Origin of the sequence: Paenibacillus sp. FSL R5-0517 (assembly GCF_037974355.1) — a bacterium.
Taxonomy (GTDB): Bacteria; Bacillota; Bacilli; order Paenibacillales; family Paenibacillaceae; genus Paenibacillus.
This window is the reverse complement of sequence record NZ_CP150235.1, coordinates 636,508-657,246: the sequence shown is the minus strand read 5'-3', so window position 1 is coordinate 657,246 and position 20,739 is coordinate 636,508. Positions and strand designations below refer to the sequence as shown.

The 20,739-nt window shown below is 47.7% G+C and carries 16 protein-coding genes and 3 rRNA genes; 2 read left to right on the top strand and 17 right to left on the bottom strand.

The features are described from left to right. The first annotated feature begins 161 nt into the window (after positions 1 to 161). Positions 162 to 1,517 (top strand): MATE family efflux transporter, encoded by a 1,356-nt coding sequence (locus tag MKX40_RS03075; RefSeq protein WP_339239372.1) that lies wholly within the window; start codon positions 162 to 164, stop codon positions 1,515 to 1,517. A gap of 164 nt (positions 1,518 to 1,681) precedes the next feature. Here the strand turns inward: MKX40_RS03075 and MKX40_RS03070 are convergent, their stop codons facing one another. The 10 genes from MKX40_RS03070 to MKX40_RS03025 form a co-directional block, all read right to left on the bottom strand. Then, a complete protein-coding gene (locus MKX40_RS03070; protein ID WP_339239370.1) occupies positions 1,682 to 2,035 on the bottom strand; it encodes a FlxA-like family protein in 354 nt (117 codons plus the stop codon). Between the two features lie 260 nt (positions 2,036 to 2,295). Further along, positions 2,296 to 2,412 (bottom strand): 5S ribosomal RNA (gene rrf / locus MKX40_RS03065). Positions 2,413 to 2,486: 74 nt separating this feature from the next. Then, positions 2,487 to 5,412, bottom strand: a 23S ribosomal RNA gene (locus tag MKX40_RS03060). Between the two features lie 313 nt (positions 5,413 to 5,725). Then, a 16S ribosomal RNA gene (locus MKX40_RS03055) occupies positions 5,726 to 7,277 on the bottom strand. Together the 16S, 23S and 5S rRNA genes form the textbook arrangement of a ribosomal RNA operon. A 538-nt stretch (positions 7,278 to 7,815) precedes the next feature. Beyond that, positions 7,816 to 9,036: a TraB/GumN family protein gene (locus MKX40_RS03050; RefSeq protein WP_339239369.1), complete on the bottom strand. Its 1,221-nt coding sequence runs from the start codon at positions 9,034 to 9,036 to the stop codon at positions 7,816 to 7,818. A 492-nt stretch (positions 9,037 to 9,528) separates the two neighbouring features. Then, positions 9,529 to 10,824, bottom strand: coding sequence for an ABC transporter permease (locus tag MKX40_RS03045; protein WP_339239368.1), 1,296 nt, complete (start codon positions 10,822 to 10,824; stop codon positions 9,529 to 9,531). Continuing rightward, positions 10,817 to 11,719, bottom strand: coding sequence for an ATP-binding cassette domain-containing protein (locus MKX40_RS03040; protein ID WP_339242897.1), 903 nt, complete (start codon positions 11,717 to 11,719; stop codon positions 10,817 to 10,819). The genes MKX40_RS03045 and MKX40_RS03040 overlap by 8 nt, the downstream gene beginning before the upstream one ends. A 20-nt stretch (positions 11,720 to 11,739) precedes the next feature. Beyond that, complete coding sequence (locus tag MKX40_RS03035) at positions 11,740 to 12,636, bottom strand: ABC transporter ATP-binding protein (protein ID WP_339239367.1); 897 nt, start codon at positions 12,634 to 12,636, stop codon at positions 11,740 to 11,742. A gap of 15 nt (positions 12,637 to 12,651) precedes the next feature. Beyond that, positions 12,652 to 13,041 (bottom strand): GntR family transcriptional regulator, encoded by a 390-nt coding sequence (locus MKX40_RS03030; RefSeq protein ID WP_339242895.1) that lies wholly within the window; start codon positions 13,039 to 13,041, stop codon positions 12,652 to 12,654. A gap of 81 nt (positions 13,042 to 13,122) precedes the next feature. Continuing rightward, complete coding sequence (locus MKX40_RS03025) at positions 13,123 to 13,836, bottom strand: hypothetical protein (RefSeq protein ID WP_339239366.1); 714 nt, start codon at positions 13,834 to 13,836, stop codon at positions 13,123 to 13,125. Between the two features lie 209 nt (positions 13,837 to 14,045). On the opposite strand from MKX40_RS03025, the gene MKX40_RS03020 reads away from it, so the two are divergent. Beyond that, complete coding sequence (locus tag MKX40_RS03020) at positions 14,046 to 14,372, top strand: hypothetical protein (RefSeq protein WP_339239365.1); 327 nt, start codon at positions 14,046 to 14,048, stop codon at positions 14,370 to 14,372. 113 nt (positions 14,373 to 14,485) lie between these two features. Here MKX40_RS03020 and MKX40_RS03015 read toward each other — a convergent pair whose 3' ends face one another. The 7 genes from MKX40_RS03015 to coxB all read right to left on the bottom strand — a co-directional run bounded on the left by MKX40_RS03015 (position 14,486) and on the right by coxB (position 20,456). Further along, a complete protein-coding gene (locus tag MKX40_RS03015) occupies positions 14,486 to 14,857 on the bottom strand; it encodes a hypothetical protein (protein WP_105601396.1) in 372 nt (123 codons plus the stop codon). Positions 14,858 to 14,999: 142 nt separating this feature from the next. Continuing rightward, on the bottom strand, positions 15,000 to 15,464 hold the full coding sequence (locus MKX40_RS03010; RefSeq protein WP_339239364.1) for a DUF420 domain-containing protein: 465 nt from the start codon (positions 15,462 to 15,464) through the stop codon (positions 15,000 to 15,002). 35 nt (positions 15,465 to 15,499) lie between these two features. Continuing rightward, the gene (gene ctaG / locus MKX40_RS03005; RefSeq protein ID WP_339239363.1) at positions 15,500 to 16,426 is read right to left on the bottom strand and encodes a cytochrome c oxidase assembly factor CtaG; all 927 of its coding nucleotides are present in this window, start codon (positions 16,424 to 16,426) and stop codon (positions 15,500 to 15,502) included. A 108-nt stretch (positions 16,427 to 16,534) separates the two neighbouring features. Then, positions 16,535 to 16,855 carry a cytochrome C oxidase subunit IV family protein gene (locus MKX40_RS03000; protein ID WP_278297054.1) on the bottom strand — a complete coding sequence of 107 codons (321 nt, stop codon included), beginning with the start codon at positions 16,853 to 16,855 and terminating at the stop codon, positions 16,535 to 16,537. Between the two features lie 3 nt (positions 16,856 to 16,858). Then, positions 16,859 to 17,485, bottom strand: coding sequence for a cytochrome c oxidase subunit 3 (locus MKX40_RS02995; RefSeq protein ID WP_047840264.1), 627 nt, complete (start codon positions 17,483 to 17,485; stop codon positions 16,859 to 16,861). Then, on the bottom strand, positions 17,482 to 19,371 hold the full coding sequence (gene ctaD, locus MKX40_RS02990) for a cytochrome c oxidase subunit I (protein ID WP_339239361.1): 1,890 nt from the start codon (positions 19,369 to 19,371) through the stop codon (positions 17,482 to 17,484). Before ctaD ends, MKX40_RS02995 begins: the two co-directional genes overlap by 4 nt. Positions 19,372 to 19,403: 32 nt before the next feature. Next, the gene (coxB, locus tag MKX40_RS02985; RefSeq protein WP_253429715.1) at positions 19,404 to 20,456 is read right to left on the bottom strand and encodes a cytochrome c oxidase subunit II; all 1,053 of its coding nucleotides are present in this window, start codon (positions 20,454 to 20,456) and stop codon (positions 19,404 to 19,406) included. Positions 20,457 to 20,739 lie beyond the last annotated feature (283 nt).

The following is a 20,739-nucleotide window of genomic DNA, read 5'->3' as shown; positions in this document are numbered from 1 at the left end:
AGAGATTCCTCCCGCCTTATAAAATATCAACCTACTCTACCACATAAACGATATTCAAACGCAAAAGTTGCCAAGAGAATTCAAGCCGTGTTATCATACAGAACGAACGTTCAGTATTATTGCATACAGAATGAACATTCAGTTTACTAACGGAGGTCATTATGAATACGAATTGGACGCATCCATTGGAAGGGCAATCGGTAGGCAAAGCTTTTATTAGCTACCTTGTGCCTTCTGTATTGGGGATGCTGGTGGTTGCTTTTAATTTTATTATCGACGGTATTATGGTTGGACACAAACTGGGTTCTACCGCGATGGCAGGGATCGGCATTGCCTCTCCTGTTTACACGCTTTTTGTTGCCATGTCGCTGTGGATTGGTATGGGCGGGGCAACGTTGTACTCTAACGCGATGGGTAGAAAAGATATCACATCAGCCAAACAAATTTTTACCAAATCCATTATGCTCATAATGCTCGTTACGATGGCTATTGGTTATACTGCATTTACGTTTAAAGACAAGCTGTTATACTCCCTCGGTGCTAATGCCGAGACTTTCCCGTTTGCTTCGGACTACATGAATATCATGTTGTTGTTCGGATTTGTCTTTACCATTGAGAATGCACTCTCTGTTTTTGTTCGGAACGACGGCAATCCCAACACATCCATGTACGCTCAGATAACGTTTGCTGTGGCCAATATCGTCATTAATTATGTAACATTGTATGTACTCGAATGGGGTGTACGCGGTGTGGCCATCGGTACTATCGTATCGGCTTCTCTTGCGCTGCTTGTCCTGTTCACTCACTTTTTCAAAAAAACAAATAATCTCACGTTCACCCGGTTCAAATGGAACAACAAACTGCTGGCTTCCCTTCTACTCATTGGTTTCCCCAGCTTTCTGGCTGAACTTGGCATGTCGGTCTTCTCTGTCTCTCACAATATCTCCATGGACCGCATTGCGGGTACGGATGGTGTAGCTTCCTTTACCGTGCTGAACTACATTCATGGTGTTGTATTGTTGGCTTTCCTGGGTCTGGCATCCGCTGCCCAACCTCTGATAAGCTATTATCACGGTGCCAGTCAGGTTACACGGGTACAACAAACGATACGTTTAGCCACGAAAACGGCTCTGGCATGCGGTCTACTGTTACTGCTTATTGTTCAAATCGGTGCACCTTATTTCGTGCAAATCTTTGGAAACTTCAGTAGCGGCGTAACGGATAATGCCGTATACGGATTACGTATATTTACATTTGCTTATGTGTTTATGGGTGTTAACTTTGTCATGAGCACCTATTTTCAATCTGTAGGTAATGCCAAAATGGCCATCTGGATTACAGCTGCACGTGAGATGATCATCATGATTGCACTGATTGCAGTCCTCCCTTCCTTCTTTGGTGTAACGGGTGTATGGCTTGCCGTACCGTTATCTGAGATGCTCGTTCTTGCAACTATAGCCGTATACTATAGAAAACGATCCCTTACGGATCGAATAAACGCGTTGCAGGCTGAATAACGTTATCAGATGAGTTAACGGCATCAGATGAAAGATAAATGGAACGCGGATAGCATGTAGGTAGACCCCATAAATAATTAAACAAAAATCTAAACAAGCCCTGCACGATCCATAAAGATCGGTCAGGGCTTTGTTATGTTTTGTCCTATATTAGATATAAGCAATTAGATACGTATATCGAATCGGCCATTGCTATCCGTTGTTGCGTTTGCAATTTCCTTAGGGGTAGCTACGCCCTTTCCATTGGCTGAGGGTTGGGCAGGTGGCGCCTCCTTAGCAACGGTTGTACCTGCTCCTTGAGAGCTTTGCTGTGCAATCTGCGCCTCAATCTGCTTGATCTGCTGTTCAAGCTGTTTGGTCTTTGTCTCCTTTGTCTTCTCATCGTCCTTGCTGGACTGGACTTTCTCCAGTTGAGCCTCAAGCTTCGTCTTTTGTTTCTCTAAACTACTTGAATTTTCCGAACTCGAAAATGCCGATATGTATGATGTTGTGGAGCTGGCTGCAGAAGATATATTCATTATGGTCCTCCTCGTTTTTACATGGCTTCACTATACTCCATCCCACTGAAACGTACGTTAAATTCAACTGAAAGGTTGCTGAACGAAGCTAGAGAGTCCGGAATTCAAATAGATGAAATACATATAGCAGCTTTAATCAATAGTCAGTCTAATCATACAGTGTAGGTCCTGGTGCACTCTGATCTGTAAAGTTAGTTGTTTCCCTGTGTAAATAAAAACAAAAAAGACACACTCGATATCATCAAGTGTGTCCTTCGATTGCTTGGCGGCGTCCTACTCTCCCAGGACCCTGCGGTCCAAGTACCATCGGCGCTAGAGGGCTTAACGGTCGTGTTCGGGATGGGTACGTGTGGAACCCCTCCGCCATCGCCACCAAACGCGTAGCTTACATTTCAGAGATCATTCTCTGAAAACTAGATTCGAAACGAAACATGCGAACTATCACTTGCTATTGGATAAGCCCTCGACCGATTAGTACTGGTCAGCTCCATGCATTGCTGCACTTCCACCCCCAGCCTATCTACCTCGTCGTCTTCAAGGGGTCTTACATACTGGGAAATCTCATCTTGAGGGGGGCTTCACGCTTAGATGCTTTCAGCGTTTATCCCGTCCGTACATAGCTACCCAGCGGTGCTCCTGGCGGAACAACTGGTACACCAGCGGTACGTCCATCCCGGTCCTCTCGTACTAAGGACAGCTCCTCTCAAATTTCCTACGCCCACGACAGATAGGGACCGAACTGTCTCACGACGTTCTGAACCCAGCTCGCGTACCGCTTTAATGGGCGAACAGCCCAACCCTTGGGACCTACTTCAGCCCCAGGATGCGATGAGCCGACATCGAGGTGCCAAACCTCCCCGTCGATGTGGACTCTTGGGGGAGATAAGCCTGTTATCCCCAGGGTAGCTTTTATCCGTTGAGCGATGGCCCTTCCATGCGGTACCACCGGATCACTAAGCCCGACTTTCGTCCCTGCTCGACTTGTAGGTCTCGCAGTCAAGCTCCCTTATGCCTTTGCACTCTTCGAATGATTTCCAACCATTCTGAGGGAACCTTTGGGCGCCTCCGTTACTCTTTAGGAGGCGACCGCCCCAGTCAAACTGCCCACCTGACACTGTCCCCGCACCGGATTACGGTACCAGGTTAGAACCTAGATACGATCAGGGTGGTATCCCAACGTTGCCTCCACACAAGCTGGCGCTCATGTCTCTCAGGCTCCCACCTATCCTGTACAGATCGTACCCAAATTCAATATCAAGCTGCAGTAAAGCTCCATGGGGTCTTTCCGTCTTGTCGCGGGTAACCTGCATCTTCACAGGTATTAAAATTTCACCGGATCTCTCGTTGAGACAGCGCCCAAGTCGTTACGCCATTCGTGCGGGTCAGAATTTACCTGACAAGGAATTTCGCTACCTTAGGACCGTTATAGTTACGGCCGCCGTTTACTGGGGCTTCGGTTCACAGCTTCGGATTGCTCCTAACCACTCCCCTTAACCTTCCAGCACCGGGCAGGCGTCAGCCCGTATACTTCGCCTTACGGCTTCGCACAGACCTGTGTTTTTGCTAAACAGTCGCTTGGGCCTTTTCACTGCGGCCCCCTCGTGCTATTCACACTACCGGGGCACCCCTTCTCCCGAAGTTACGGGGTCATTTTGCCGAGTTCCTTAACGAGAGTTCTTCCGCGCGCCTTAGAATACTCTTCTCGCCTACCTGTGTCGGTTTGCGGTACGGGCACCTTCACCTGGCTAGAGGCTTTTCTTGGCAGTGTGAGATCATGACCTTCGCTACTACAATTTTCGCTCCCCATCACAGCTCAGCCTTACGATGTGCGGATTTGCCTACACATCAGCCTTACTGCTTAGACGGACATCCATCAGTCCGCGTCACTACCCTACTGCGTCCCCCCATTGCTCATAACGGCTTACGGTGGTACAGGAATTTCGACCTGTTGTCCTTCGACTACGCCTTTCGGCCTCGCCTTAGGTCCCGACTTACCCTGAGCGGACGAGCCTTCCTCAGGAACCCTTAGGCTTTCGGCGGATCAGATTCTCACTGATCTTTTCGTTACTCATACCGGCATTCTCACTTGTATAATGTCCAGCGCTCCTTACGGTACACCTTCAACCCTTATACAACGCTCCCCTACCCCTGATGCAAAGCATCAAGCCATAGCTTCGGTGGTGTGTTTAGCCCCGTTACATTTTCGGCGCAGAGTCACTCGACCAGTGAGCTATTACGCACTCTTTCAATGGTGGCTGCTTCTAAGCCAACATCCTGGTTGTCTGTGCAACTCCACATCCTTTCCCACTTAACACACACTTGGGGACCTTAGCTGATGGTCTGGGCTGTTTCCCTTTTGACAATGGATCTTAGCACTCACTGTCTGACTCCCGGAAGTAAGTCTATGGCATTCGGAGTTTGACTGAGCTTGGTAACCCTTGCGGGCCCCGCACCCAATCAGTGCTCTACCTCCACGACTCTGTTTTCCGAGGCTAGCCCTAAAGCTATTTCGGGGAGAACCAGCTATCTCCGAGTTCGATTGGAATTTCTCCGCTACCCCCACCTCATCCCCGCACTTTTCAACGTGCGTGGGTTCGGGCCTCCAGTGCGTGTTACCGCACCTTCACCCTGGACAGGGGTAGATCACCCGGTTTCGGGTCTACGTCCACGTACTATGTCGCCCTATTCAGACTCGCTTTCGCTGCGGCTCCGGCTCTTCACCTTAACCTTGCACGGGAACGTAACTCGCCGGTTCATTCTACAAAAGGCACGCCATCACCCCTAAAACGGGCTCTGACTTTTTGTAAGCACACGGTTTCAGGTTCTATTTCACTCCCCTTCCGGGGTGCTTTTCACCTTTCCCTCACGGTACTGCTTCACTATCGGTCGCTAGGAAGTATTTAGCCTTGGCAGATGGTCCTGCCGGATTCATACGGGGTTTCACGTGCCCCGCACTACTCGGGATCCGTCTCGGAGGGAACAGACTTTCAATTACAGGGCTTTTACCTTCTTTGGCGGGCCTTTCCAGACCTCTTCGCTTAACCGGTTCCTTTGTAACTCCATGTGAGACGTCCCACAACCCCAAAGAGCAAGCTCTCTGGTTTGGGCTTCTCCGCGTTCGCTCGCCGCTACTGACGGAATCACTATTGTTTTCTCTTCCTCAGGGTACTTAGATGTTTCAGTTCCCCTGGTATGCCTCTACATAACCTATGTATTCAGTTATGAGTAACTGGAAATTACCCCAGCTGGGTTTCCCCATTCGGACACCCCCGGATCAAAGCTTGCTTACAGCTCCCCGAGGCAGTTTCGTTGTTCGCCACGTCCTTCATCGGCTCCTAGCGCCTAGGCATCCTCCGTGTGCTCTTAGTAGCTTAACCAAATTGCTCCGGTTTCGATCGCTTGCTTCCCTTGTTTTGGACTTCGTCCAAAGCCAAAAGTCGCTCCCACTCGATACCATCGCAACAGCAATTAACTACCGTTTTTATTGAAACTTGTTATACACAAGTTCAGCTAAAAAGGAATGTTCTAATTCGCATTTACTTTCGTTTCGATATCTAGTTTTCAAAGAACAAGCTCCATGCAAAAGCAAGCTGTTTGAGAGTTTGAGCTCTCAAAACTGAGCAACGAGTGAGTAGTTTGCAGCTAAGCTGCGTATTTGAATGTTTCCACTCGGGAAACGATTCTCCATAGAAAGGAGGTGATCCAGCCGCACCTTCCGATACGGCTACCTTGTTACGACTTCACCCCAATCATCTATCCCACCTTCGGCGGCTGGCTCCTTGCGGTTACCCCACCGACTTCGGGTGTTATAAACTCTCGTGGTGTGACGGGCGGTGTGTACAAGACCCGGGAACGTATTCACCGCGGCATGCTGATCCGCGATTACTAGCAATTCCGACTTCATGCAGGCGAGTTGCAGCCTGCAATCCGAACTGAGACCGGCTTTTTAGGATTCGTTCCACCTCGCGGCTTCACAGCCCGTTGTACCGGCCATTGTAGTACGTGTGTAGCCCAGGTCATAAGGGGCATGATGATTTGACGTCATCCCCACCTTCCTCCGGTTTGTCACCGGCAGTCACCTTAGAGTGCCCACCCGAAGTGCTGGCAACTAAGATCAAGGGTTGCGCTCGTTGCGGGACTTAACCCAACATCTCACGACACGAGCTGACGACAACCATGCACCACCTGTCTCCTCTGTCCCGAAGGAAAGATACATCTCTGCATCGATCAGAGGGATGTCAAGACCTGGTAAGGTTCTTCGCGTTGCTTCGAATTAAACCACATACTCCACTGCTTGTGCGGGTCCCCGTCAATTCCTTTGAGTTTCAGTCTTGCGACCGTACTCCCCAGGCGGAGTGCTTAATGTGTTAACTTCGGCACCAAGGGTATCGAAACCCCTAACACCTAGCACTCATCGTTTACGGCGTGGACTACCAGGGTATCTAATCCTGTTTGCTCCCCACGCTTTCGCGCCTCAGCGTCAGTTACAGCCCAGAGAGTCGCCTTCGCCACTGGTGTTCCTCCACATATCTACGCATTTCACCGCTACACGTGGAATTCCACTCTCCTCTTCTGCACTCAAGTCACCCAGTTTCCAGTGCGATCCGGGGTTGAGCCCCGGGATTAAACACCAGACTTAAATGACCGCCTGCGCGCGCTTTACGCCCAATAATTCCGGACAACGCTTGCCCCCTACGTATTACCGCGGCTGCTGGCACGTAGTTAGCCGGGGCTTTCTTCTCAGGTACCGTCACCTTGAGAGCAGTTACTCTCCCAAGCGTTCTTCCCTGGCAACAGAGCTTTACGATCCGAAAACCTTCATCACTCACGCGGCATTGCTCCGTCAGGCTTTCGCCCATTGCGGAAGATTCCCTACTGCTGCCTCCCGTAGGAGTCTGGGCCGTGTCTCAGTCCCAGTGTGGCCGATCACCCTCTCAGGTCGGCTACGCATCGTCGCCTTGGTGAGCCGTTACCCCACCAACTAGCTAATGCGCCGCAGGCCCATCCCCAAGTGACAGATTGCTCCGTCTTTCCAGTTTCCTTCAGGCGAAGGAAACAACTATTCGGTATTAGCTACCGTTTCCGGTAGTTGTCCCAAACTTGAGGGCAGGTTGCCTACGTGTTACTCACCCGTCCGCCGCTAAGTCTCAAAGAAGCAAGCTTCTTATCAACTCCGCTCGACTTGCATGTATTAGGCATGCCGCCAGCGTTCGTCCTGAGCCAGGATCAAACTCTCCAATAAAGTATTGAAAAGAGCGATAAGCTCATTTTGAATCTGACGAGATTAAAAATCTCAATTGTGCTCCAGTCGATCCAAGCCAAGGCTTGTCTCAAACTTTTGCGTTCATTCTGCAAGCAGAATGTTTACTCACTCGTTGTTCAGTTTTCAAAGATCAAACTTGTTCGTTACCGAATGTCGTTCTCTTCAGCAACTCTTATATAATATCATGTCCGAACCAACTTTGCAAGCTCTTTTTTTAAGTTTCTTTCGAAGCTTATTTGATTCGCTTGCCGCACCGTGTTTCTCGTGTTTTTTTGGCCGGAAATAGAATATACCATGCAGCATACGTACTTGTAAAGAGTTAATTTCTAAAAATATTAATTTTACAATCTAACCCTATTAAAGGCCCTTGAATTTACAATGATATCCTATGTTCATTTGTGTTATCATGCACACTTGATCTTCACTATCTAATCTGTCTTTCTTCTATATATAAGAAGGTAACCCTCTCAACTCTCTTATTCGAGACGAAAGGGTTACCTTCTATAATAATCTATATTTATTTACGTTCTACTTTATATCCTTTATCCTCAAGCAATTTCACGATACCGTGTTCGCCCAGGTAGTGTGCCGCGCCAACAACAATGAAATACTCCTCGCCTTTGCCGTTTTTCAAGTAACCATCGATTTTGTCCGCCATACCAATGTTACGATCAACCAGCATTGCTTTGTTGTACTCCTCGTTCGTGGAGAAGCTGTTAGTCAGTTCTAGTAATTGCTCGTCATTACCCGTTTTCCACATCTCAGCCATCTGATTCACACTGTTATCCAACACGTCGAAGTTCTCGATTGTCGCTTTCAAAGTTTCCTCTTGTGTTTCTTTGGAAAAGTCGTTAAACATGCCAAGTTGAGATTGATAACTTTCCAACTCAATAACTGGGAGTTTGCGCTCGATTGCTTTCTGGATGAAATACAGATCCACTCCTGCTGACGCTTCGTATCCAGCCGTTGCGGACTTCAAACTTGCGAGTGTGCTCTCTACTACCCATGGCTTAAATGCATCCAAAGCGTTAGGCTCTAAACCATTTTTCTTCAGTACATCGCCCAGCTTCGTATAGGTTTCACTGGAAATGTGATCTTTCAGTGTTGTTCCATCCTGATATGAACCCAGGCTTAGAACCAGCTTTTGCTGCTCTTCTTCAGCCGCTTTGCTAATATCAATCTCTACCCCAAGATAGTCAGCTTCCGCAAATGCTTCCTCAAACTCCGGACGCAATGGATAGAAGCTCTCATCCGCAATATGCATAGACCCTACCAGATAGACCGTGTTGCCATTGCTTTCCACTTCCCACATGAAGCCACGTCCACCCGTTTGAGCAGTTTCCGTTGCTCCACCCTTGGATACCAGCAGCACGGTGCGTGTTGCAGCATCCCAGCGCACTTCATAACCCGCTGCATCTCCAACGATGCGGATTGGAGCATACGTCACACCGTTGATACGTGTAAGTTTGCTTTTCAGTGTAATCGTTTTGCCATCAATCACAGCCGTAATCGTATCATCTGTCGCAGTTGTTAGCTTCACGTCCATCGCATCCAGTGTAGTCCGCAATGGAACCAAGGTTGTACCTTTATCTAGGATTGGTGCTCCTGTGGCATATTTCACTGCCTGGTCATTGACCTTGACAGAAGTTTCTTGTGGAGCAGCCATAGCCGGTACTGCAGATGTGAGCAAGCCTACCGAGATGGTAAGAGATAAGAGCATGCGTTTCCAATTCTTCATATTATGTATTCTCCTTTATGAATATAATTTCCAATCATTTTGATAGAATGGACATACTTAGATACTACGGATAAAGGTGGAATTGGTGCCACTCCACAAACGGAGCAGCACTCTTTCCCTTCATTACTCTCAATAGATAAGAAATAACAGAAACGAATCCGTCACATAGGTTCGATGCTAGATATTCGCAAAGTCCAAGCTATTCCATGATAAATAGATACTGATTAGAGCCAGGAAAAAGAATGCTATAGAAACCTTCCGATTCGCCCGCAGCTTCACTCCATATGAGACGAAGAAAATAGCTATAGCTAGTTTAGAGATGCTTTGGTAGTAGCCCTGCTCTGAAAAGGCCGAACTACTAAACACAATTGAAAGTAGCAGTGTAGAGAGAATTAGTGCTTTAAACCACAGCGGGTCCCTCAAGAACTGTATAAAGAACCCTTTTAACTGCTGCATGATCATCAGCCGCCGCCGCCCTCTCCTGAACTCTACTTAGATCTTGTATGCCTTCATGGCTTTAAACAATTCCTTAAAGGTCGGACGTTTACCGTACATCAGCACACCTGTGCGATAGATTTTGGCTGCAAGCCATCCGAAGATGATAATGGACACAATGAGAATCGCTAATGAAGTTAAAATCTCCCAAGTCGGTGCAACTCCCGCACCGATCCGTACCAGAATCGCGGTCGGCGACGTGAATGGAATGAAGCTTGCGATTTTCAACAACAGAATGTTCGGCGTAGAAATACTGAAGATCGCAATATAGAAGGATACAAGGGACAGCATCGTAATCGGCAAGACAGCCTGACCCAGTTCCTCCGTACGGCTTACCATTGAGCCAATGGCAGCGAACAACACGGCATACAGGAAGTAACCCAGAATGTAGAATATGAGTCCGTACACAATAACCGCAATATTCACATCACTCAGATTCATATTGAAATCCCCTAACACTGCACGGTTATGCGGCAGCAGGATATTTCCGGCAACCACCGCTCCGAAGATCCCGATTTGCAGCATACCCACCATGAAGATCCCGATGATTTTACCAAACATCTGACTGAGCGGTGATACACTCGTAATCAGAATCTCCATAATACGCGAGCTCTTCTCCGCTGTGATCTCGGAGGCAATCATGTTGCCTGTCATCATGGTCGAGGTGAACAGCAGGATGATCAGCAAGTACACCACAATATAGTTAATTGGGCTCATCGCACCTTCCGACTCAGCACTGGCCCCACTTCCATCCGTACTCAAGCTTTGCTCAGTGAGCTTCACAGGTGTTGTAATCAGTTCCTTCTGCTCCGCTGTGAGTACATCCTTCACAACCACATCCAGCTTCACACTCTGCAATGCAGCTTCAATGGATGCAATGATCTGAGGTGATACATCTTCTGCTGAATATAGAATGGGCTGTGGGAACTCCTGTCCAGCAACCGGTTCAAACTTCAGATAGCCATCGGTAAGCCCCGCTTCCGCATCCGCTGCAAGAGCCGCTTCATCCTTGTCTCCACTGGCAATGAATCGATAGGCCTGATCTCCTTGTGCCGCCGAAAAACTCTCCAGTTTCTCGGAAACTTCAGGCTGCCCTGTGCTTAGAAGACCAATATTTACAGGATTGCTACTTGAAGCTCCGCCAATGGAACCTCCATTGAATAAGGTAATGAAATATGGAACATTGAGTCCGATTGAGATTAAAAGTGCAAGTACAATGGTCGTCACCATGAATGATTTCGTTTTAACTTTGTTTTTAAATGTAAAACCCGTAATCGTTCCCATTTTATTCATTCGACTCACCTACCTCACGAATAAAGATTTGGTTAAGCGTTGGTTCCTTCAGTTCAAAGTGTTCCACTGTCGTCTGAGTCATGGCTGTTCTCAAAATCTCTTGAGCCGCTTCCACCTGACTAATATGTATCAGGTACCCGCGCTCATTCCGCTCGACTTTCTTCACACCAGGCAACTGTTCAAGCCCCTCCACACTTCCAACTGTACCCAGGAATACCTGCTCACGTGGATAACGGCTCTTAATCTCCTTGATCTCGCCTTGTACCACTGTGTTGGAACGATGCAGAATGGTGATCTGGCGACACAACTCTTCAACGTGTTCCATGCGGTGTGTCGAGAACAGAATAGCTGTACCTTCATCACGCAATTCCTTGACGGTGGATTTGAGTAATTCCACATTCACAGGATCCAGTCCGCTGAACGCTTCATCCAGAATAAGAATCTGCGGTCTATGAACTACAGCAGCAATAAAGCCCATCTTCTGCTGATTACCTTTGGATAACTCCTCAATCTTCTTATCATAATATTCCGGAACTTCGAACCGATCCAACCAGTATTTGAGACTTTGATCTGCATCCTTACCATTCATGCCACGAAGCCGTGCCAGATAATTAATCTGTTCGCTGACTTTCACCTTCGGGTACAATCCGCGCTCTTCCGGAAGATAACCCATAATCTGCTGCAACTCTGTGTTGTAAGGCTTGCCGTTGTACAGGATATTCCCCCCGTCCGGGTGGATCAGTCCAAGCACCATGCGCATCGTTGTTGTTTTGCCTGCACCATTGGCTCCGAGCAGTCCGTAAATCTCCCCTTCTTTTACATTGAGCGTAACTCCATTAACGGCTGTTTTGTCTGCATATTGCTTGACGACTTGCTTCAATTCCAATCGGTTCATCATTTATCGTCTCCCTTCGGTTATTTCCACTGTACAGGTGCATACCCGGCAATCCAGAACGCCAACACTTCATCCAATTCCAAGTTGCGGATTTTCAATACTCGGTTATTCGATAGCTCCAGCCTCTCCTGCGCTTCGCTGACCCGGGTTGTAATGACACGAACCAGACCTCTTTCTTCCAAAGAAGATTCCACAACACCCGGGATACTCTCTGGCCTTAAGTCTCCTTCATACCAGACTTCTTTCCACTGATCGAGCACCATATCTTTCTCGGCCATTCCCAGCGACTGACCACGGTGCATCAATACGATGTAATCCGCAAGTCTTTTGACTTCGTCTGCTATATGTGTGGCAATCAGAATCGTGGTGTCCCCCTCAGCCATGAAGGTACGGAACTGCTCAACCATCACTTTCCAGGCAAAGGGGTCCAGTCCTGATGAAGGCTCATCCAAAAGCAATAATCTGGGACGAGCTGCAATTGCAGCAGCAATCTCGAATTTCCGCCGCTCTCCCTTGGACATCTTGTTCAGCTTCACATCAACGGGTACTTCCATATCGCGAATCAGTTGATCGAACAACTTCATATCCCATCGCGGGTACCAGTAGGCCCGAAATTCAGCTGCTTCCTGTGCTGTTATCCGATTCTCTTCAAGCCCGGCATTGTCAGCCACAAAACCGATCTGTTGTCTCAGTTCAAGGGGAAGTGGTCCCTCATGTTCCTTCCCAAACCATATTATATGCCCGGCATCTGGCAGCACCACTTGTTGCAGCATGTTAAGAAGTGTGCTTTTGCCCGAACCGTTATGACCGAGAATAGCAACTACATACCCTTCCGGGATGGTCAGATCGATCGGGCCAATTACTCTGCGTTTTCGCATTTTGGATACACCGTTCAACTGAACTGCTATAGGTTCCATGTATGAATCACTCCCTTACTTCGCGTAAATAGCCTTTAGGACTTCCCGGAACAGGCTCTCCATCTCTTCTTCCGTACAGCCTACCGATTTTCCAGACTGCACCGCTGCCTGCAACGCTTCCTGTGCGGCCTTCAATCTATAATTTTCTCTATCGCCGGCTTCTACCTGGGCCACAAATGTACCCGTCCCCTGCTTCGTACGAAGCAGACCTTCATTCTCCAGATCCTGATAGACCCGTCTAACCGTAATCACACTGCAATTCAGCGCTCCGGCGAACTCACGAATGGACGGCAAATGTGTCCCCTCCTCCAACTGACCCGTTATAATTAGAGATCTTAATTGATTTTCAATTTGGTGGTATAAAGGTTCAGCGCTATTTTCATTAATTTGAATGGGTATTTTCACATCTTGCACCTCGCCCTCCGGTACACTCCAGTCTGTTGCCTGACCGTGCCGGTCTCATCCTGTATTCGTACATAAGTCATTTTAATTTAAATCCCGAAGAACCAGCTTCTTCAGCGTCAAGCGACTAAACAGCCATAATCCTGCTATACCAACCACCAGAGCAATCCACATGATCGGGGAAAGCAGTCCCCATGATTTACTTGCATCCATCACCATTCGAAAGCCGTAACTGCCTGACATTCGAATCAATAAGGATATGCCAATCGCAATGGGTACAAAAAGCGTACTGAGAACCAAGTATTTCTTGCCACTGTTCAGAAACTCTCCGTAAATATATAATCCTGTTACCAAAAGTCCATAACCTGTACAAGTCAGGCTAAAGGCCAGATATTGATCCCATCGGAATCCTTCGGCATGAAGGCTAACCACGTATAACGATCCGTAGAAAAAAATACCATTGTACGCAAACGCCATTAGAGCTTGCTGTAACCTGGACCACATCACCGCTTGTTCAGGGATCGGAATTCTTCGATAGTAGGCCAACATCTGGGTATAGGAATCCTCCTGTATGTAACGGAAGGAACGCCTGCAGAACATGAAACCTTGAAATGGCAACATGATCAAAAAGAAGGAATCCACTACAGGATTAATAAAATCTGTCTGTTGTTGTCCCAATAACATCACACCGCTCATGCCGCCAGTGTATATCATGAATATTGCAGACCATAGCCATTGGAGCCTATCCTTACTCGTCTGGTTGCGGGTCAACCACCACGCCTGCTTCCATTCGTTCATATGCATGCCTGCCTTTCAGTTGTCATTCACTCATCTTGCGCACTGTAATCACTGTGTTTACTGTATATATCAATATACACAGTATACAGACCAGATTCTGATCCCGTCAACCCCTAATTTTCTTGAATCAGGAAGATGGGATAGGACACAGTTTGAATTTACGTTAAAATAAATTATAGTCACGGATTAAAGAAAGGAAGATTACAACTATGGATTGGCTGGTCGAGATCGGGTTTGTGCTCCTTTTCCTTATCGTCGTTATCTGGTTGATCCTCCGGGATGAACCTCATCGTCATTCTGCCAAAAAAGGCAGACACCGCAGACACCGTAACAACGGTTATGCCGACTCTGCTTCGGGATATCCGGTCATTACAGGAGATGAATCCTACGATCGACATGTCAGACACACACCGGATCACAAACATCATGATTCAGATTTTTCATCAGGCATACATTCTCATCACAGCAGCGATAGTGGTAGCAGCGATTCTGGAGGAGATAGTGGCGGTGGCGACAGTGGGGGTGGCGGGGATTAAACAAACATCATTCCCGATCACAAAAGAAGGGCTGTACCCGTTATTGTGTAAACACAATTCGGGTACAGCCCTTTGCCGTTCTCTAGCACCTGTTAGAAGAAGAGGCCTTGCGATTAAACGAGGTTATAACCACTAGGCAGACTGCGGTTGGCGCGGATCGCACGAATCTCGGCCAGAGTCAGCCGCTCATTCGTGGAGATCAGGGATTCCACGTCATTGCCACGGATCAGATCATCCAAATCTCTCAAGTTGGTGTTGCCGCGGAAGACACGGAATCCCCCCTGAAAGTTAGGCCGCGTGAACACAACGAGTGTTGCATTGGAACTTGTTGAGAAAAAACGCAGGCTCTCTACCCCATCCAAAATATTGTCCAGGTTACGAAGACCCGTGTTGCCACGATAGATGCGGCTTCTTCCTCTGTAGTTCTCTTCTGAATACACGGTAAGGCGTGGATACGTTTGACTGACATTGACTGTTTTTTTCATTTTGTTTCCCCCTCTCGAACTCATTCTATGAATGAATGAGAGAGGTAGCGTGGACGAATCTTCTGCTAGATTCGTCCATTTTCATATTTTCAGAAGATCATAGTGACGCACGCACGATTAGCCCGAGGTTGTGCCCCCACTTTTACACGCCGAGAATAGCTTCCCACACCGGACGCGTATGACCACCAGGATATAAGAGATATAGAAGAACATACACAACAACACCTGTTAATGCTGACCCGAACCAGATCATGGACGTGAACCTGCCCCAGCGGCGATGTGTTCCAAACTTCTTTTTGAACCCCAACACCAGTGTTGAAATGCCGAATATCGCTGCCACGGTAGCCAGGATAATATGAAAGATTAGAAATATCCGATAAAAGATCTCCAGATCCGGGTCTCCACCCCAAGCCGTATTACCTACGAATATTGTGCGAGACATATAGATCACAAAGAAGATTAGAGCTGCAATCGCACCTGCTACCATGGCGGACTGATGAGCCTTGCGTTTGCCCCGAATAATCAGTACCCATCCAATCCCCACCAGTACTGCACTTATCACAATGAAAGAAGTACTGATCGTAGGTAGCCAAAAATACATATCCATCGTGTGTTCCCCCTCTTGTCAGAACATTGACTTAATTATTTGGCAGCCGGATTGAGTGGCCCCCCAGCGCCTCCAGCAGGATACGAATCATCATCATCTTCTTCCTGCTTCTCTTTCCGATACCATTGGAAAAAGACATAGGCCAGCATGGAGGCGAAGATCCCTTCCTGAATAAACTTCATTACAATGCCACCGACCTGCTGATCTTCCTTCGCGGAGGACAGGAAGTTGAAGAAGGCCGGTCCACCGAATGAGCGAAGTAAAGCCGTAGAATCCCCAGACACACAATACCGCATGGCTTCAGCCCATACTGCCGGGTTGCTGTACGTCTGATACAACGGCTCGGACGCAAAGATAATCAATCCACACGCAGGTGTGAGCAGCACCATATTCAGAAAAATAAAACCGATCTTGGATAAACCCGAAGCTTGTCTGCCCTCTGGTAACGGATTCAGCAATGTCCACCACATGAGCATAGAGGTGATAAACAGTGCAATATAATACAACCGGTGAACGGTAAAATTCAGCATAACGTAATCATGTACAATCGGTAAGTGATACAGCGAAAACAGCCCGTTAAAGATCACTGCCGCAACGATCGGATGAGCCAGGAACGATAGCTGGCGTGTTGGCAACCAACGTACGATTCTGCGCCATACCCAGAACGGCAAACCTTTCATCATCAGCGGCGGCGCTACCAGATAAGAGAACGCCATGCTTACCATGTGAAAACTAAACATCACGTGACCAAGCAGATTAAATGGTCCAGCTTGAGCCAGATAGAGGACAAACAGCCCTGTAATAAACATGATTTTCTGACCGGCAGTCGCAGGCTCTGCATCTTTTATTTGCTCGCTTAACGGTCCCACGAGCACTAAATACGCCGCAGCAATGATCAGAAATAAAGCCAATATAAGTGGACTCCATAAGTCGTTGAAGCTAAAATATTGCAACCCGAGCATACGGGAAACCTCCCCGTGACCTGATTTGGTTGTTGCCTTTATTTCTTTGTGAAGATTCATTCGCCAAAAAGGGGAAAAGACGGCGGCATTGCGCCGCCGCCATCTCTTTTACCACCAGACCCAATAAAGTGCCATAATGATGCACGTAAAGGCTACGAAGAAGCCAAAGGCCATGAACAGGATTGGCATCAAATGCCCTTTATCCTTCATGTGCATCCAGTAACCCAACTGAACGAATACCTGAAGAATAGCCATCACGAGCAAAATAATAATCGTAAAGGTTGTGTTGACCCCTCCGGCAGAAGCAGCCGCAAACGCAATCAGCGTGAGAATAATGGAGAAAACAAACACCACGACGTGTTTCTGTGGCCCTTCCGTCCGGTGACGGTGCTTCACAGGCTGTTGATCTGTCTTATCCTGTGCTGACATGTGTTACCCCACCTTTCCGAGCAGGTACACGACCGTAAAGATGAACACCCAGACCACGTCAATAAAGTGCCAGTACATTGCGGAGACGTATACTTTAGGTGCAGTTACGACCGTCAATCCTTTTTTGAACAGCTGCCCAATAATGATTCCGATCCACACAATACCGAAAGCAACGTGCGCTCCGTGGAACCCGACCAGTGTATAGAATGCTGAACTGAAAGCACTGGTAGTCATGCCAAACTCTTTATGTTTCACATACTCATAGAACTCGTATATCTCCAGCGCGAGGAATCCCATACCCAGTACCACCGTGATGCCAAGCCACAATGCCAGTGCATCTCGCTTGCCCTTATGCATGGCCTGAATTGCAAATACACTCGTCAAACTACTGACCAAGAGAATGAACGTTGCAGCGGCCACGAGTGGCAGGTGAAACAGTTCATTCGCCGTAGGTCCATCATTGGTTTGGCCACGAAGAGCCAGGAAGGTAGCAAAGAGCGTACCGAACAGTACAGTCTCTCCGCCAAGGAACAACCAGAAGGCGATCAGCTTGTTACGTCCCTCCAGCGTTGCTTTCTCCGGTTCATGCGGCAATTTGTCGTTCACCGGTTCGGCATGTGAGGTTGTCATGTTCTAGCCCCCTTCTCATCCTGATCCTCCGGTTCAATATGCCAGCCATGATCATCATAAAGTGAACGCAGTGCCATTGATCCAAATGTAATCAGAAGACCAATAACAACTACAATATAATTGTTAAACAATACATTCATAAATGCATTACCGAATTCATCCTTGCTGAACATCAGACCAAGTCCGGCAATAAAGATCCCCACAGACATTACAAACGGCAGCGGCGTTGCTGACGGCATATGAATCGAACCCACAGGTTCTGCTGGTGTCATCTCCGTATGTCCTGCCATCTTTTCCTTCCAGTACGCATCAATTCCACGTACCAGCGGCGTCTGCTTGAAATTGTATTCCGGTGGTGGTGAAGGAATGGACCATTCCAAAGTACGACCGTCTTCCCACGGATCATTTGGCGCACCAGCCGGTTTTCTCATGGTGATTACGATGTTCGCGAGGAATAAGATAACTCCCACACCCATCAGAAATGCCCCGACGGAGCTGACCAGATTGAGCAGATCAAAATCCTGATTCGGCAAATATGTAACGATCCGGCGCTGCATTCCCATCAGACCGAGGAAATGCTGTACAAAGAACGTTAATTGGAAACCGATCATAAATGTCCAGAATGTCCATTTCCCAAGTGTTTCACTGAGAATACGTCCGAACATCTTCGGCCACCAGTAATGCAGTCCCGAGAACAAACCGAGTACAAGTCCCCCTACAATAACATAGTGAAAGTGGGCTACAACAAAGTACGTATCATGGAACTGGAAATCCGCTGGAGCAGATGCCAGCATGACACCGGTAACACCACCCATAACGAAGGTTGGAACGAATCCAACAGCGAACAGATTTGCCGCTGTAAAGCGGATCTGTCCACCCCACATCGTAAAGAGCCAGTTAAAGATTTTGATCCCGGTAGGTACGGCAATCAACATTGTCGAGATGGAAAATAGCGCGTTGGCTACATTACCCAGACCTGTTGTAAACATGTGATGCGCCCATACCATGAAGCCCAGGAAGGCAATCAGGATAGTGGCAAATACCATGGAGCTGTAACCGAACAACCGTTTACGCGAGAAGGTCGGAATAACCTCCGAGATGATACCAAATGCCGGCAAAATCAAAATGTATACTTCCGGGTGTCCGAAAATCCAGAAGATGTGCTGCCAGAGTACGGGGTTACCGCCACCTGCGACATCGAAGAAATTCGCTCCCAGTATACGATCAAACGTCAAAAGTACAAGCCCTACCGTGATGGCAGGAAAAGCAAAAAGAATAATGGCAGATGTAATAAATGTCGTCCATGTAAACATTGGCATCCGCATGTAGGACATGCCTGGAGCACGCATTGTAATAATCGTCGCGAGAAAGTTAATCCCCCCGATGAGCGTTCCCAGACCCGCGATCTGAAGACCGATGGTATAGAAATCCACACCATGCGTTCCACTATACTCACTGCCCGAAAGCGGCGTATATGAGGTCCAGCCTGCATCCGGTGCTCCCCCCATAACCCAGCTCAGGTTCAGCAGCAGTCCCCCAAAAAGGAACGTCCAGAAACCAAGTGCGTTAAGAAAAGGAAAGGCAACGTCCCGTGCCCCGATCTGCAAAGGCACGACTGCATTCATAATGGCAAAAATAAGTGGCATGACACCAAGGAAAATCATCGTTGTTCCATGCATGGTAATCAATTCGTTGAAGACCTGTGCCGATACAAAATCATTCATAGGCTTCATCAGTTGAATCCGAATCAAAATGGCTTCAATGCCGCCGATTCCAAAGAAAAATCCACCCGCAACCAAATAGAGAATGGCGATTTTTTTGTGATCGACGGTGGTGATCCAATCCATCAAGCCCCTGTACCTCTTGACGCTATGCGCATGAGCCAAGGTTGTGTACCCCCTTCTTCGTCCTTGCTGTTCTATTCATAGTCCAATTTGTAGTTGGCCAGATATTCGGCAATTCCGTCGATTTCTTCATCCGTCAACCCAAGATCCTTGGGATTCGGCATGGTATTGCCCGGCTTCACGGATTGTGGATCATGGAGCCATTCTTTCATGTTATCCAGTACCGGACTACCTTCTTCCTGTCCCTCACGAGAATTCAGCAAAATGCCTGCGACAGATTCCTTGCCGCCGATTCCCGTCAAGTTAGGTGCTACGGGTCCACCTTGATCGCCAACAGCGTGGCAAGAAAGGCAGTTTGTTTTGAATTTCTCGGCTAATTGAGTATCTTCAGGAAGGACTGCAGGTGCTTTCATCTGATTCACCCATCTGTCAAAGGATTCCTGACTCACTGCTTTTACCTTGAACTCCATGAAGGCATGCGATCTGCCACATAACTCGGCACATTTACCGCGGTAAACGCCTTCATTCGGTGCAGAGAAACTGAACTTGTTAAGTGTTCCATCCGGGTTTGTGTCCATTTTGCCCGCAAGTGACGGCACCCAGAAAGAGTGAAGCACGTCAGCGGTTTTAAGTTCAAATGCGATTTTTGTTCCGGTCGGGATGATGAGATCTTGAGCGGTGGTTACGTCATATTGAGGATAAGTGAATTCCCACCAGTACTGATGCGAGGTGACTTGGACCTTAAGTGCATTTTTGTCATTGGACAGATCTTCGCCTTGGGCAAAAATCGTTTGGACTGTCGGTACTGCCAGCACAATAACCAGCAATAACGGAATGGCTGTCCATATTACTTCCAGCTTGAAATTACCTTCAACCTGTTCAGGCATGTCGGTCTGCCCGGCTCGTCTTCGAAACCGGATCAGAACATAGGCCGCTATAGCAAATACAATGATGAGCACCACGATCATAATCGTGATGGATAACTTCATCAGATCATATTGGCCTTGCGCCACAGGACCCTGAGGTTTCATTACCGACAAGTCTTCCCGCCCGCATGCGGATAGCAGCAAAGAGAACACCGCCAGCAAGGGGAGAATTCGCTTTGCAACCTGCCACTGTTTCATCATTGATCTACCCCACTTTTTTACGTTTTCGTAGATTACCGTTGTCGTTCAGTAGAAAGGCAACAAAAGGTACGTTTCAGCACGATACGCATAATCCTCTTCATCATACAGAACGCTTACAAAAATAACGCTTCCAGTACTCCCGTGATTTCCTGCTCAGGGCATGTCTGCGCATTCTTCCAATTCATTCTATATGCTTCAATCACTTATTAAATATAAGTTGAGGGTATGATTTTGTCAATCTTTGGACACATGTTCACAAATTGTTCACTTTATGTAAAAAACC

What these genes read in the sequence shown, in the direction of transcription:
- MKX40_RS03075 (WP_339239372.1), top strand. Translation starts at nt 162, where the DNA reads ATGAATACGAATTGGACGCATCCATTGGAAGGGCAATCGGTAGGCAAA.
- MKX40_RS03070 (WP_339239370.1), bottom strand. Translation starts at nt 2,035, where the DNA reads ATGAATATATCTTCTGCAGCCAGCTCCACAACATCATACATATCGGCA.
- MKX40_RS03050 (WP_339239369.1), bottom strand. Translation starts at nt 9,036, where the DNA reads ATGAAGAATTGGAAACGCATGCTCTTATCTCTTACCATCTCGGTAGGC.
- MKX40_RS03045 (WP_339239368.1), bottom strand. Translation starts at nt 10,824, where the DNA reads ATGAATAAAATGGGAACGATTACGGGTTTTACATTTAAAAACAAAGTT.
- MKX40_RS03040 (WP_339242897.1), bottom strand. Translation starts at nt 11,719, where the DNA reads ATGAACCGATTGGAATTGAAGCAAGTCGTCAAGCAATATGCAGACAAA.
- MKX40_RS03035 (WP_339239367.1), bottom strand. Translation starts at nt 12,636, where the DNA reads ATGGAACCTATAGCAGTTCAGTTGAACGGTGTATCCAAAATGCGAAAA.
- MKX40_RS03025 (WP_339239366.1), bottom strand. Translation starts at nt 13,836, where the DNA reads ATGAACGAATGGAAGCAGGCGTGGTGGTTGACCCGCAACCAGACGAGT.
- MKX40_RS03020 (WP_339239365.1), top strand. Translation starts at nt 14,046, where the DNA reads ATGGATTGGCTGGTCGAGATCGGGTTTGTGCTCCTTTTCCTTATCGTC.
- MKX40_RS03015 (WP_105601396.1), bottom strand. Translation starts at nt 14,857, where the DNA reads ATGAAAAAAACAGTCAATGTCAGTCAAACGTATCCACGCCTTACCGTG.
- MKX40_RS03010 (WP_339239364.1), bottom strand. Translation starts at nt 15,464, where the DNA reads ATGGATATGTATTTTTGGCTACCTACGATCAGTACTTCTTTCATTGTG.
- ctaG (WP_339239363.1), bottom strand. Translation starts at nt 16,426, where the DNA reads ATGCTCGGGTTGCAATATTTTAGCTTCAACGACTTATGGAGTCCACTT.
- MKX40_RS03000 (WP_278297054.1), bottom strand. Translation starts at nt 16,855, where the DNA reads ATGTCAGCACAGGATAAGACAGATCAACAGCCTGTGAAGCACCGTCAC.
- MKX40_RS02995 (WP_047840264.1), bottom strand. Translation starts at nt 17,485, where the DNA reads ATGACAACCTCACATGCCGAACCGGTGAACGACAAATTGCCGCATGAA.
- coxB (WP_253429715.1), bottom strand. Translation starts at nt 20,456, where the DNA reads ATGATGAAACAGTGGCAGGTTGCAAAGCGAATTCTCCCCTTGCTGGCG.